Origin of the sequence: Delftia sp. ASV31, from assembly GCF_016428765.1 — a bacterium.
In the GTDB taxonomy this organism is placed as follows: domain Bacteria; phylum Pseudomonadota; class Gammaproteobacteria; order Burkholderiales; family Burkholderiaceae_C; genus Comamonas; species Comamonas acidovorans.
Map to the genome: position 1 here is coordinate 1 of NZ_JAELTK010000016.1, position 11,669 is coordinate 11,669.

The following is an 11,669-nucleotide window of genomic DNA, read 5'->3' on the forward strand; positions in this document are numbered from 1 at the left end:
ACCGCAGCCCGTGAGGGCGAAGGTCTCCCAATGAGCCTTCTCGTCAAGGCCGCGCCCGGCCGCGTCGTCACCGACATCACGCCCGCCAGCGCGGGCTGGAAGCACATCCACTTCAAGGCCCTGAGGCTGCAGGCGGGCGAGCAGGAGGAGCTGTCCACGGGCCCGCTTGAATACTGCATCACCGTGCTCACCGGCCAGGTGGATGTGCAGGTCGGCAGCCAGGCGTTCAGCGCCCTGGGCAGCCGCGCCAGCGTGTTCGAGGAGGGTGCGCCCACGGCCGTCTACGTGCCGCCCGGCCAAAGCCTGCGCATCACGGCGCGCGGCCCGGCCGACGTTGCCTTGAGCGCCGCACCCGCCACGGGCCGCCATGCCACGCGCGTGATCGCGCCCGAAAGCATGCGCCGCAGCGTGCGCGGCCAGGGCAGCAACACGCGCCATGTCTGCGACATCCTGCCCGAGACCGAGGCGGCCGAGTCCCTGCTGGTGGTCGAGGTCATCACGCCTGCAGGCAACTCGTCCAGCTATCCGCCGCACAAGCACGACAGCGCCGACCCCGCCGCGCCGGACGCCGAGACCGTGCTGGAGGAGACCTACTTCCACCTGCTCAACCCCAGCCAGGGCTTTGCCTTCCAGCGCGTCTACACCGATGACCGCAGCATCGACCAGGCCATGGCGGTGGAGCACCGCGACACCGTGATGGTGCCGCGCGGCTACCACCCCTGCGTGGCCCCGCACGGCTACGACCTCTACTACCTCAACACCATGGCCGGGCCCGAGCGGCGCTGGGCCTTCCGCAACGACCCCGCGCACGAATGGATGCTGCGGCCGCGCTGACGCACGGCGCAGCAGACACCCATAAAAACCACCGGAGACAAAAAATGCTGTTCAACCCAATGGCCCTGCACCGCCAGGCCTGGCTTTCCTGCGCCCTGCTGACGCTGGGCATGGGCACCGCCCAGGCGCAATCCGCCCCAGCCCCGTCCTCCCAGAGTGCGCCAGCCTGGCCCACCCAGCCCGTCAAATGGGTGGTGCCCTACGCACCGGGCGGCACCACCGACGTGATCGCGCGCCAGCTGGCCGTGCAGATGGGCAAGGGCCTGGGCCAGCCCGTGGTGGTGGACAACCGCCCCGGCGCGGCCAGCATCATCGGTGCCACGCTGATCGCACGCGCCCCGGCCGATGGCTACACGCTGGGCACGGCCGACTCGGGCACGCTGGCCTTCAACCCCGCCATGTATGCGCGCCTGAGCTATGACGCGGGCAAGGACTTCAGCTACATCGGCGGCCTGGGCCGCATGCCGCTGGTGCTGGCCGTGCATCCGTCCTTCCCTGCGAAGAACGTGCAGGAATTCCTGGCCATGGCGCGCAAGGAGCCGGGCGGCATCTCCTCGGCCTCGTCGGGGCCGGGCTCGCCGCTGCACGTGGCGCTGGAGCTGTTCAAGCAGCGCACGGGCACCCAGATCCTGCACGTGGCCTACAAGGGCTCGGCCCCGGCGCTGCAGGACCTCATGGCGGGACAGATCCAGTCCATGTTCGTGGACCTGCCGCCCAGCATCTCGGCCATCCGCGCGGGCAAGCTGCGCGTGCTGGCCGTGGCCACGCCCCAGCGCCTGCCCATCCTGCCCGACGTGCCCACCATGGCCGAAGCCGGCGTGCCCGGCTTCGAAGCCTATGCCTGGCAGGGCTTCGTCGGCCCCGCCCACCTGAGCCCCGCGCTCACCGAGCGCCTGAACAAAAGCCTGGCCACCGCCCTGCGCCACCCCGAAACGCGTGCCAAGCTCGAAGAGATCGGCATACAGCCCATGGAGATGACGCCGCAGCAGTTCGCAGGCTTCGTGCGCTCGGAACAGGCGCTGTGGAGCGGCGTGATCAAGGCCGCCAACATCAAAATGGATTGAAGCGCAGACATCGCCACATAAAAAAGATCCCGGAGACAAGCCATGACCCTCGCATCCCGCCGCCAATTCATCCACTCGCTGACCGCCCTGGCCGCAACGCCGGTCCTGCCCGCCATGGCGCAGGCACCGGCCGGCGCCTGGCCCCAGCGCCCCATTGAACTCATCGTGCCCTTTGCCGCTGGCGGCGGCACCGACGTGCTGGCACGCGCGCTGGCCGAGGTGGCGCGCAAGCACCTGCCGCAGGACCTGATCGTGCTCAACCGCGCAGGCGCCAGCGGCGCCGTGGGCTGGACCGAGCTGGCCAATGCCAGGCCGGACGGCTACAAGATCGGCATCATCACCGTCGAGCTGACCATGATCCCGCACATGGGACTGACCAAGATCAGCTCCGACGCCGTGCTGCCCGTGGCCCGCCTGAACGCCGACCCCGCCACCATCGCCGTGCGTGCCGACTCGCCCTATCGCAGCATCGAGGAACTGATCGCCGCCGCGCGCAAGGACGAGGCAGCGGTGCGCATCGGCAACGCCGGCCCGGGCTCGCTGGGCCACCTGGCCGCCGCCGCGCTGCAGGACAAGGCGGGCGTGAAGTTCAACCACGCGCCCTACCGCGGCGCCAACCCTGCCGTGCTCGACCTGCTGGGCGGCCACATCGAGGCCGTGGCCGTCACGCCCGTGGAGGTGGCCACCTATGTGGCGGCCGGCAAGATCCGCCCGCTGGCCATCATGGCCGAGCAGCGCATACAGGCCGGCTGGGAAGCCGTGCCCACGCTCAAGGAGCGCGGCATCGACCTGCTCATCGGCGGCTGGCGAGGCCTGGCCGTGCCCCGCAACACGCCCGACGCCGTGGTCCAGACCCTGCGCAAGGCCATGGCCCTGACCCTCAAGGACCCCGTCCTGCGCGAAACCATGGCCAAGCAGAACATGGGCGAGGGCTACCTGGACCAGCCCGAATTCAAGGCCGTGATCGACCGCGACAACGCGGTGTTCAAGCAATTGGTGGACAAGCTGGGGATCAAGGCCTGAGGGGCAGCAGCCTTCACCGAATGAACCCTGCCGCAAACGACGCCCGCAGGAACTCCACGAACACCGCCACCGCGCGCGGCACGTGGCTGGCGTAGGGGCGGATGGCGAACAGCTGTTCGCCGAAGGCGTCGACGGGCCGCCAGCCGGGCAGCACCTCGCGCAGGTGGCCGGAGGCCAGGCCCGACTGGGCGCTGAAGTCGGGCACCAGGGCGATGCCCAGGCCTGCCATGGCGGCATCGCGCAGCATTTCGCTGTTGTTGGCGGCAAAACCGCCGGCCACGGGCACGACGGTGCGTACTGCGTCTGCACTGGCGTCTGCACTGGCGTCCGCACCGGCGTACGCACCGGCATAGGCGGGCACGAAGCTCCAGGCCATGGCGCCCTGGGTGCGCGGGTAGTGCAGGCACTGGTGCGCGGCCAGGTCCTGCGGGGTGGCCGGGGTGCCGTGCGCGGCCAGGTAGTCCGTGCTGGCCACCAGCAGCGAGCGCGTGGGCGCCAGCGCCCAGGCCACATGGGTTTCGGGCGGGGTGGAGGCATGGCGCACGGCGATGTCGAAGCCCTCCATCGCCAGCGAGCGCAGGTGGTCAGACAGGTCCAGCTCCAGCCGGATCTGCGGATGGGCGCGCAGGAAGGCCGGCAGCCGGGGCATGAGCTGCTGGCGCGAGAAGGCCACGGGCGCGGTCACGCGCAGCAGGCCGCGCGGCTCGGCAGCCAGGTCGCGCACGCCCGCAAAGCTGTCGGCGATGTGCTCGAAGGCGCCGCGCGTCTCGTCCACCAGGCGCTGGCCCGCTTCGGTCAGGCGCACGCTGCGCGTGGTGCGTGTGACCAGGGCCACGCCGGCCGCGCGCTCCAGCTCGGCCACGCGCTGGCTCATGGCCGCCTTGCTCACGCCCAGGCGCGCGGCGGCCGAGGTGAAGCTGCCTTGCTGCTCCAGCACGACCAGCCAGTGCAGGTGGCTCCACAAGGCCTCGGCCTTGGCATCGGGTTTTTCATTTGCCATGCAGAGATTGTTCAGCAAAATGAACAATCAATTCAAGCGCAGCGCCTAGGCAGGCCGAAGGCGCACTCCTAGACTGGCTGGCATGAACACCGCAAACACCTCCTTCGCTTCCATCGTCCATTACGTCAACGGCCAGCGCACGGCAGGTGCCAGCGGCCGCGAGCAGGACGTGACCAACCCGGCCACCGGCCAGGTCACGGGCCGCGTGGCCCTGGCCTCGCGCGCCGATGTCGATGCCGCCGTGGCGGCCGCCCAGGCGGCCTTCCCCAAGTGGGCCGACACGCCGCCGCTGCGCCGGGCGCGCGTGATGTTCCGCTTCCTCGAGCTGCTCAACCAGCACAAGGACGAACTGGCCCACGCCATCACGGCCGAGCACGGCAAGGTCTTCACCGATGCGCAGGGCGAGGTCAGCCGCGGCATCGACATCGTGGAGTTCGCCTGCGGCATCCCGCAGCTGCTCAAGGGCGATTTCACCGACCAGGTCTCCACCGGCATCGACAACTGGACGCTGCGCCAGCCGCTGGGCGTGGTGGCGGGCGTGACGCCGTTCAACTTCCCCGTGATGGTGCCGATGTGGATGTTCCCGGTGGCCATTGCGGCGGGCAACACCTTCGTGCTCAAGCCCAGCCCCATCGATCCCACGCCCTCGCTGCTGATCGCCGACCTGCTCAAGCAGGCCGGCCTGCCCGACGGCGTGTTCAACGTGGTCCAGGGCGACAAGGAAGCCGTGGATGCGCTGATCGAGCATCCCCAGGTGAAGGCCGTGAGCTTTGTCGGCTCCACGCCCATTGCCAACTACATCTACGAGACGGGCGCCCGCCACGGCAAGCGCGTGCAGGCTCTGGGCGGCGCCAAGAACCACATGGTGGTCATGCCCGACGCCGATATCGAACAGGCCGTGGACGCACTGATCGGCGCCGGCTACGGCTCGGCCGGCGAGCGCTGCATGGCCATCAGCGTGGCCGTGCTGGTGGGCGACGTGGCCGACCAGCTGCTGCCGCGCCTGATCGAGCGCACCAAGGCCCTGAAGGTGCTGGACGGCGAGGACCTGGCCGCGGAAATGGGCCCCATCGTGACCCGCGCCGCACACGATCGCATCAGCGGCTACATCGACCTGGGCGTCAAGGAAGGCGCGCAGCTGCTGGTCGATGGCCGGGGCTTCGACGGCAAGGCGGCCGGCGCCGCCACGGGCACCGACACCTCGGGCGGCTTCTGGCTGGGCGGCACGCTGTTCGACCATGTCACGCCCGACATGCGCATCTACAAGGAAGAGATCTTCGGCCCCGTGCTGGCCGTGGTGCGCGCCAAGGACTTCGCCGAGGCCGTGCAGCTGGTCAACGACCATGAGTTCGGCAACGGCGTGGCCTGCTTCACACGCGACGGCAACGTGGCGCGCGAGTTCGGCCGCCGCATCGAGGTCGGCATGGTCGGCATCAACGTGCCGATTCCCGTTCCCATGGCCTGGCACGGCTTCGGCGGCTGGAAGCGCAGCCTGTTCGGCGACATGCATGCCTACGGCGAGGAAGGCGTGCGCTTCTACACCCGCCAAAAGAGCATCATGCAGCGCTGGCCCGAGAGCACGCCCAAGGGCGCGGAATTCGTGATGCCCACGGCCAAGTAGGCGCAGGCCCGCTCCATGAAAAAACCAGCCCGCGGGCTGGTTTTTCTTTGGGGACTGCGACCTGTCAGAAGCGGTATCCGATGCCGATGGCGTAGACGTTCGGGTTCAGCTTGAGCGACACGCTCTGGCCCGAGGACAGGTGTGCCGTGGTCTTCAGGAAGCTCTTGTAGTAGGCCACGTCCAGGAACCAGCGCTCGTTGAAGCTGTAGACGAAGCCGATCTGCGGCGTCAGGCCCCACTTGCTGTCCACCGAGGCCGTGGTGGGGTTGGCCAGCGTGCCACCGGTCAGGCCGTTGAGGGAGGCCGTGGTGCGCTCGCCGAAGAACTTGGCATAGGTCACGCCCAGGCCCAGGTAGGGGCGGAAGGCGGAGTTGGCCTCGCCGAAGCGGTACTGCGCGAACACGGTGGCGGGCAGCACCTTGGTGCGGCCGAGCTTGCCCGTGCCGGAGATGGCGCCATCGCCCACGAAGTCGTGCTTGAACGGCAGACCCACGGGCACGTCGATGGCCCAGTTGTTGGTGACCATGTAGGTCACGCCGCCCGTGAGCTGGCTGTTGGCCTTCACGTCCACGCGGGTGTCGGGGAAGCTGGGCGTGCTCAGCCAGCCGCTACTGGTCTGGGGATCGATGCGCGTGGCGCCCAGGCGCACGCTCCAGGTGCCGGCGGACTGGGCGGTGGCGGCCATGCAGGCCGTGGCCATGGCCACGGCGGCGGTGATACGCAGGAATGTCTTCATGGATGTGTCTCCTCGTGCTGCGTGTCTGCTATCACAGCCAGCCGGCGCGGGCCAGGGTGCGGGAGGCCAGCTGGCTCATTTGCTGGTGGCCGTAAGGCGTGGGGTGGAAGCTGTCGGCAAAGGCATAGCTCTTCCACCAGTTGGCGCTGGTCTCGCCCACGGGAATGGAGGCGGACAGCGCGGCCTCGGTGCAGGTCGGGAAGCTGTAGGTGGGCAGGCCGTCGGCGCCCACGCCGGTGGCCGGGCAGGCCGGCTTTTTCACGTTGGTGTAGGCGTACTGGGCGGGGTCGGCCATCTGCTGGCGGAACTCGCTGTAGAAGTCGATGATGGCCACGCGGTTCTCACCCGTGAAACCGGCCGCGACCTGCTGGTTGAAGGCCTTGACCCAGCCGTCGAACACGGTCTCCAGCTGCGCGGCGGCGGCCGAGCCCTGCTGCTGGGCCACGGACTGCAGCACCAGCTGGAAGCGCGGCGTCAGCGTGATGGCGGGCACGTTGAGGATGGCCACGCGCGTGGCGCCCTTGCCCAGCACATTGGTCTGGATGCTGGAGACAAAGCCCTTGGCCAGGTTCTGCATGTACAGGCCACCGGCCTGGGCCATGCCGGCCTGGCCCTGCTGCAGCAGCGCGCCCAGCGTGGCCGCGTCGATCTTGGTGGACAGCAGGGCCTTGAAGCTCGCACCCTGGTCCCTGGAGGCGGCCAGGAAGGCGCCGACCACGTCGGCCGCGTCATTGGCGCCGCCGTCGATCACCGCCAGGTCATCGGCCGTGAAGCCCGCCGCACCCGCCAGCAGGATCTGCTGCGTGATGGAGATGGGCGCCGTGGGCGCGCTGGTGTAGTTGATGCGGCCACCGCCCACGGCGTAGTTGTTGCAGGCCGTGTTGGGCGTGAAGGCCGTGCCGTTGAAACGCGGGCACAGGGAGATGTTGTACAGGCCCGCCACGCGCTCGGCCCAGACCTGGTTGGAGCCGGCGCCCGTCAGCGTGGCGTTCTGCACGGTGAACTTGTAGCCGAAGGTGCCGCTGTCGGAGAGGCTGTCGCCCATCACCTTGACGGAGGTGATCTTGGCGCGGGGGGTGGTGTCAGCGCCGCTGCCGCCGCCGCATGCGGCCAGCAGGCCGGCCGTGGCCAGAGCGGCCGCGAGGATTCGATAACGATTTGCCAAGATGGAATCTCCGTGAAGTGTTATGAATAGCACGACCGTGCTTTTTTGCTAAAGCCATCGTAACGACACTTGCGCATTGGCGACACCGGGCAACTACGGATAGGAATCGCACGCCGACAAGGCAATTCGCACGCGGGCGAACAGACGATAAGGACCGCCGCATCGCCCGTGGGTAGGACAACGTCCTTGCTGGAAAAACAATGAAAAAGGGCCTGCGAAAGCAGGCCCTGCACAAGACGCGAAGGCGCCCGGTCAGCGGTCGCGCGCCGTCCAGTCCACCAGCGCATCCCAGGCCGCGCGCGCGGCCGGGGCGTTGGCGTGGTTGGCCATGGCCACCAGCACGTAGCGGCGGCCGCTGGCCCCGTCCACATAGCCGGCCAGGGCCGAGGCATCGCGCAGCGTGCCGGTCTTCAGATGCGCCATGCCCTGGGCCCGGCTGAGGCTGCGGCGCAGCGTGCCATCCACGCCGACGATGGGCATGGAGGCCACGAACTCCGGCATCACCGGCGAGGCCCAGGCCTGCTGCAGCATGCGGCCCAGGCCCGAGGCGGTGATGCGCGCCTCGCGGCTCAGGCCCGCGCCGTTGTCGGCCACGGGCTGCTCGGCCGCGCCCCAGCGCGCCTGCCACCACTGGCCCAGGGCCTGGCGCGAGGACTCGAAGCTGGCCACGCCCGTGCGCTGCATGCCCATGGTCAGGAACACCTGCTGGGCCATGACGTTGTTGCTGTACTTGTTGATGTCGCGCACCACCTCGGCCAGCGAGGGCGATTCGCTCTGGAACGCTGGCTGCAGCCCGGCCGGCACGCGGCCGTCGTGCACGGTACCGGTGAGCTTGCCGCCCAGCTCGCGCCACATGCCCTCGATGGCGCGGGCCGCGAAGGCCTCGGGCTGGGCCGGCGCCAGCGACCAGCTCTTGTCGCCGCAGCTGGCCGGGAACGGGCCGGCAAAGGCGATGCGCAGCGGGTCGGTCATGTCCAGCTGCAGCCGGGCGCGCCAGTCGCCGCATTCGCTGCCGGCCGGCGCCAGCGGCACGGTTTCCTGCTGCTGGATGCCGGCCAGCGGCGGATCGTATTGCAGCCGCGCCACGCCCGCCGCCGCGTCGGGCGTGAAGCCCACGGTCACCGCCTTGTAGTTGACCAGCAGCGCGTCGGGCGCCACGTTGTAGGGGCGCCAGGGTTCGTTGTCGAAGGTGGCCGCGTCATGGCCGCTCACGGAAAACGCGCTGCGGTCCAGCACGATGTCGCCCACGATGACCTTGATGCCCATGCCCTGCAGGCGGCGCAGCATCAGCCAAAGCCGCTCCATCACGAGCTTGGGATCGCCCTGCCCCTGGATGTACAGCGGCCCGCGCAGCACGCCGTCCTGCACCGGCCCGCCCAGGAAGACGGGCGTGCGCCAGACATGTGCGGGACCCAGCTGGTCCAGCGCCGCATAGGTGGTGACCAGCTTCATGACCGAGGCGGGGTTCATGGCCACATGGCTTTGCCAGTCCAGGCGCGGGGCGGCCCGGCCATCGACCTCGACCACCAGGGCCGAGACCGCGTCGCGCGGCAGCTTGGCGCGCGCAAGCGCCGCCTCCACGGCCGGGGGCAGCCGGCTTTCGCGTGCAGTCTTGGTGGACAGCGAGGCCGGCGAGGTGGGCGCATCTGCCTGGGCGCTTGCCACGCCGGGCAGGACAGACGCCACCAGCAGCGCGGCCGCCAGGCCCCGGCGTGAACGCGGCGTTCCGAGTGAGAAGGCGGAGGAAATCGAGGAAATAAGGGAAGAAGACGTCGAAAGATGCAACATGGCAGGCAAGTCTACGCCGGTCATTGCAGCCCTGCCGGGCGCGGGACGGGCGAGGCACCGATAATCCTGCACTTGCTGCGGCACCGCCGCCTGCCCCAAGCCATGAATCTTCTTGCCCTAGACACCAGTACCGACACCCTCTCCATCGCCGTGCAGCGCGGCGATGCCGTCTGGGAGCACAGCGGCCCCGGTGGCCCGCAGACCTCGACCGAGCTGATCCCCGCCATCCTGGCGCTGATGGCCCAGGCCGGCCTGGAATTCGCCGAGCTGCAGGCCATCGTCTTCGGCCGGGGTCCGGGCTCGTTCACGGGCCTGCGCACGGCCTGCTCCGTGGCCCAGGGGCTGGCCTTTGCCGCCCGCGTGCCCGTGCTGCCCATGGACAGCCTTCTGGCCGTGGCCGAGCAGGCGCGCGTGCAATACGGCTGCACCGACCTCATCGCCGTGATCGATGCGCGCATGAACGAGGTCTACCACGCCGCCTACCACTGGAGCGACGGCCGCTGGAACGACATTGGCGAGCAAAGCGGCGACTTCGGCCTGTGCGCGCCCGAGGGCCTGCAACTTCCGCCCGGCACCGTGGTGGCCGGCAACGCCCTGGCCGCCTACGGCGAGCGCCTGGCGCCCCAGGCCAGCCACCTGGCCGCCCTGCCCACCGCCGCCGCCATGCTGCGCCTGGCCCCGGCCCTGCTGGCGGCCGACCGCGCCTTGCCGGCCGACCAGGCCCTGCCGCGCTACATCCGCGATAAAGTCGCGCAGACCACGGCCGAGCGGGAGGCTGCCAAGGCCGCCGCCGCGCTGGCCCTGGCCACGCCCACTCCAGAGGCCACCCCACCCGCACCATGAGCACGCACACGCCACAGCCCTCGCGGCCGCAGCCGCCCCTGACCGACGCTCCGGCGCCCGAGCGGGACAGCGTGCGCTTCGAGCCGCTGAACGTGCTGTCGCTCGACATGCTGCTGCCCGTGGAGCAGCAGGCCTACTCGCATCCCTGGTCCCGTGGCAACTTCATCGATGCCATGGCGGCCGGCAATGAAGCGCAGCTGCTGGTCGATGCGCGGGGCGAACTGGTGGGCTACTTCGTCGCCATGATCGTGCTCGACGAGGTCCACCTGCTCAACATCACCGTGGCCCCGTCGCGCCAGCGCCAGGGCTGGGCCCGCATCCTGCTGGACGCGCTGGCCCTGTGGGCGCGCCAGCGCAAGGCCCAATGGATCTGGCTGGAAGTGCGCGAGAGCAATGTCCGCGCACGCAGCATCTACGCCGCGCATGGCTACCAGGAGGTGGGCCTGCGCAAGAACTACTACCCCATGCACGACGGCCCGCGCGAGCATGCCGTGCTCATGAGCCTCAAGCTATGGCCCTGAATCTAGACACCCGCCAGCGGGCCATGCTGCACGCCATGGGCATCACCGTCTGGCTGCCCGAGCCCGAGACCGCACCTGCCGTGCTGTCCGAGGCCCTGGCTGCGCCCGCCGATGCGCCTGCAGCGGCGCCCCTGGCAGAGCCGCCGGCGGCCCGCCCCGTGCCGCCGCCCGTGCAGGAGGCGCCCCCCCCGACGCCTGCTGCACCGGCGCCTGTCCAGGCGCCACCGCCTCCCGCACCCGTGCACGCCTCTCCCGCACCCGTCATTCCCGAACGCGAACGCCCGCCGCGCCGCTACGTGCAGCAGCCCGTCGCCGGCGCCCCGGGGCTGGGCTGGCGCCTGGGCCCCGTGCGGCCCGTGTATGCGGCAACGCCGCCTGCCGGTGATGGCGGCGAAGGCGGCTGGCTGATCCTGCTGGAGCCGCCCGCCAACTCCCTGCCCCTGCCACCCGCCCAGCGCCCCGGCCCCGACTGCGCGCGCACCGCGCTGGAAGGCGACGCGGCCCGGCTGCTGGACAACATGCTGCGCGCGCTGAACCTGCAGGACCATCCGCGCCTGTACAGCGCCGCCCTGCACCGCGTGGAGCCTGCGGCCGAAGGCCAGGAGGCGCCTGAGGTCCCGGCGCTGCAGCCATCGCTGGAGGCGCTGCTGCGCGATCTGCGCCCGGCCTGCGTGCTGGTGCTGGGCCTGGCCACGGCGCGCGCCGTGCTGCAGCGCCAGGAGGCGCTGGGCCGCCTGCGCGCCGAGCCGCACCGCATTGCGGGCGTGCCCGCCGTGGTCAGCTACGACCCCAACTACCTGCTGCGCGCCCCCCAGGCCAAGGCCGGCGCCTGGGCCGACCTGTGCCATGCGCAGGCTTTTGTGACAGGCCGCCAGATGCCCCCTGGAGCCGCTTCCGAATAGCGCAGCCGGCCCGCATGCTGCAGCGCAACGCTGCATAATCCAACGCTTTGCATCTTGGAGAAAGCTCCGTGGAAACCTACCCCAGTTGGTAGCTTTCAACTCCCGGTTGGCCTGTGGGGTTGAAAGCACCTCCGATACCCCGCACGCCTGAGAAGAACACCTGGAGTGAGCC

The 11,669-nt window shown here is 70.0% G+C and carries 11 protein-coding genes; 7 read left to right on the forward strand and 4 right to left on the reverse strand.

Annotated elements, in window-relative coordinates:
- Nucleotides 1–30: 30 nt before the first annotated feature.
- From iolB to JHD82_RS08100, 3 genes are read left to right on the forward strand one after another with little or no spacing between them, the layout of a single operon-like run.
- Nucleotides 31–834: a 5-deoxy-glucuronate isomerase gene (gene iolB / locus JHD82_RS08090; RefSeq protein ID WP_199135931.1), complete on the forward strand. Its 804-nt coding sequence runs from the start codon at nucleotides 31–33 to the stop codon at nucleotides 832–834.
- 44 nt (nucleotides 835–878) lie between these two features.
- A complete protein-coding gene (locus JHD82_RS08095) occupies nucleotides 879–1,898 on the forward strand; it encodes a tripartite tricarboxylate transporter substrate binding protein (protein ID WP_199135932.1) in 1,020 nt (339 codons plus the stop codon).
- Nucleotides 1,899–1,940: 42 nt separating this feature from the next.
- On the forward strand, nucleotides 1,941–2,921 hold the full coding sequence (locus JHD82_RS08100) for a tripartite tricarboxylate transporter substrate binding protein (RefSeq protein ID WP_199135933.1): 981 nt from the start codon (nucleotides 1,941–1,943) through the stop codon (nucleotides 2,919–2,921).
- A 13-nt stretch (nucleotides 2,922–2,934) separates the two neighbouring features.
- On the opposite strand, the gene JHD82_RS08105 is transcribed toward JHD82_RS08100, so the two are convergent.
- Nucleotides 2,935–3,921 (reverse strand): LysR family transcriptional regulator, encoded by a 987-nt coding sequence (locus tag JHD82_RS08105; protein WP_199135934.1) that lies wholly within the window; start codon nucleotides 3,919–3,921, stop codon nucleotides 2,935–2,937.
- 82 nt (nucleotides 3,922–4,003) lie between these two features.
- Here JHD82_RS08105 and JHD82_RS08110 point away from each other — a divergent pair, with 82 nt between their 5' ends.
- Nucleotides 4,004–5,542 (forward strand): CoA-acylating methylmalonate-semialdehyde dehydrogenase, encoded by a 1,539-nt coding sequence (locus JHD82_RS08110; protein WP_013804491.1) that lies wholly within the window; start codon nucleotides 4,004–4,006, stop codon nucleotides 5,540–5,542.
- A gap of 64 nt (nucleotides 5,543–5,606) precedes the next feature.
- Here the strand turns inward: JHD82_RS08110 and JHD82_RS08115 are convergent, their stop codons facing one another.
- The 3 genes from JHD82_RS08115 to dacB all read right to left on the reverse strand — a co-directional run bounded on the left by JHD82_RS08115 (nucleotide 5,607) and on the right by dacB (nucleotide 9,231).
- The gene (locus JHD82_RS08115) at nucleotides 5,607–6,278 is read right to left on the reverse strand and encodes an OmpW family protein (protein WP_012202911.1); all 672 of its coding nucleotides are present in this window, start codon (nucleotides 6,276–6,278) and stop codon (nucleotides 5,607–5,609) included.
- A 31-nt stretch (nucleotides 6,279–6,309) separates the two neighbouring features.
- Nucleotides 6,310–7,443, reverse strand: coding sequence for an SGNH/GDSL hydrolase family protein (locus JHD82_RS08120; protein ID WP_199135935.1), 1,134 nt, complete (start codon nucleotides 7,441–7,443; stop codon nucleotides 6,310–6,312).
- Nucleotides 7,444–7,695: 252 nt separating this feature from the next.
- Nucleotides 7,696–9,231, reverse strand: a complete 1,536-nt coding sequence (dacB, locus tag JHD82_RS08125) for a D-alanyl-D-alanine carboxypeptidase/D-alanyl-D-alanine-endopeptidase (protein WP_233174666.1) — start codon at nucleotides 9,229–9,231, stop codon at nucleotides 7,696–7,698.
- Between the two features lie 102 nt (nucleotides 9,232–9,333).
- Here dacB and tsaB point away from each other — a divergent pair, with 102 nt between their 5' ends.
- Genes tsaB through JHD82_RS08140 form a run of 3 tightly spaced genes read left to right on the forward strand, consistent with a single transcriptional unit; the run spans nucleotide 9,334 to nucleotide 11,497 of the window.
- A complete protein-coding gene (tsaB, locus tag JHD82_RS08130; protein WP_199135937.1) occupies nucleotides 9,334–10,074 on the forward strand; it encodes a tRNA (adenosine(37)-N6)-threonylcarbamoyltransferase complex dimerization subunit type 1 TsaB in 741 nt (246 codons plus the stop codon).
- Nucleotides 10,071–10,595 (forward strand): ribosomal protein S18-alanine N-acetyltransferase, encoded by a 525-nt coding sequence (rimI, locus tag JHD82_RS08135; RefSeq protein WP_013804496.1) that lies wholly within the window; start codon nucleotides 10,071–10,073, stop codon nucleotides 10,593–10,595. The genes tsaB and rimI overlap by 4 nt, the downstream gene beginning before the upstream one ends.
- Nucleotides 10,586–11,497: a uracil-DNA glycosylase family protein gene (locus JHD82_RS08140; RefSeq protein ID WP_199135938.1), complete on the forward strand. Its 912-nt coding sequence runs from the start codon at nucleotides 10,586–10,588 to the stop codon at nucleotides 11,495–11,497. Before rimI ends, JHD82_RS08140 begins: the two co-directional genes overlap by 10 nt.
- Nucleotides 11,498–11,669: the final 172 nt, after the last annotated feature.

Bases quoted from the DNA above. Each gene is read 5' to 3' on its own strand.
- iolB (WP_199135931.1), top strand. From the start codon at position 31: ATGAGCCTTCTCGTCAAGGCCGCGCCCGGCCGCGTCGTCACCGACATC.
- JHD82_RS08095 (WP_199135932.1), top strand. From the start codon at position 879: ATGCTGTTCAACCCAATGGCCCTGCACCGCCAGGCCTGGCTTTCCTGC.
- JHD82_RS08100 (WP_199135933.1), top strand. From the start codon at position 1,941: ATGACCCTCGCATCCCGCCGCCAATTCATCCACTCGCTGACCGCCCTG.
- JHD82_RS08105 (WP_199135934.1), bottom strand. From the start codon at position 3,921: ATGGCAAATGAAAAACCCGATGCCAAGGCCGAGGCCTTGTGGAGCCAC.
- JHD82_RS08110 (WP_013804491.1), top strand. From the start codon at position 4,004: ATGAACACCGCAAACACCTCCTTCGCTTCCATCGTCCATTACGTCAAC.
- JHD82_RS08115 (WP_012202911.1), bottom strand. From the start codon at position 6,278: ATGAAGACATTCCTGCGTATCACCGCCGCCGTGGCCATGGCCACGGCC.
- dacB (WP_233174666.1), bottom strand. From the start codon at position 9,231: ATGTTGCATCTTTCGACGTCTTCTTCCCTTATTTCCTCGATTTCCTCC.
- tsaB (WP_199135937.1), top strand. From the start codon at position 9,334: ATGAATCTTCTTGCCCTAGACACCAGTACCGACACCCTCTCCATCGCC.
- rimI (WP_013804496.1), top strand. From the start codon at position 10,071: ATGAGCACGCACACGCCACAGCCCTCGCGGCCGCAGCCGCCCCTGACC.
- JHD82_RS08140 (WP_199135938.1), top strand. From the start codon at position 10,586: ATGGCCCTGAATCTAGACACCCGCCAGCGGGCCATGCTGCACGCCATG.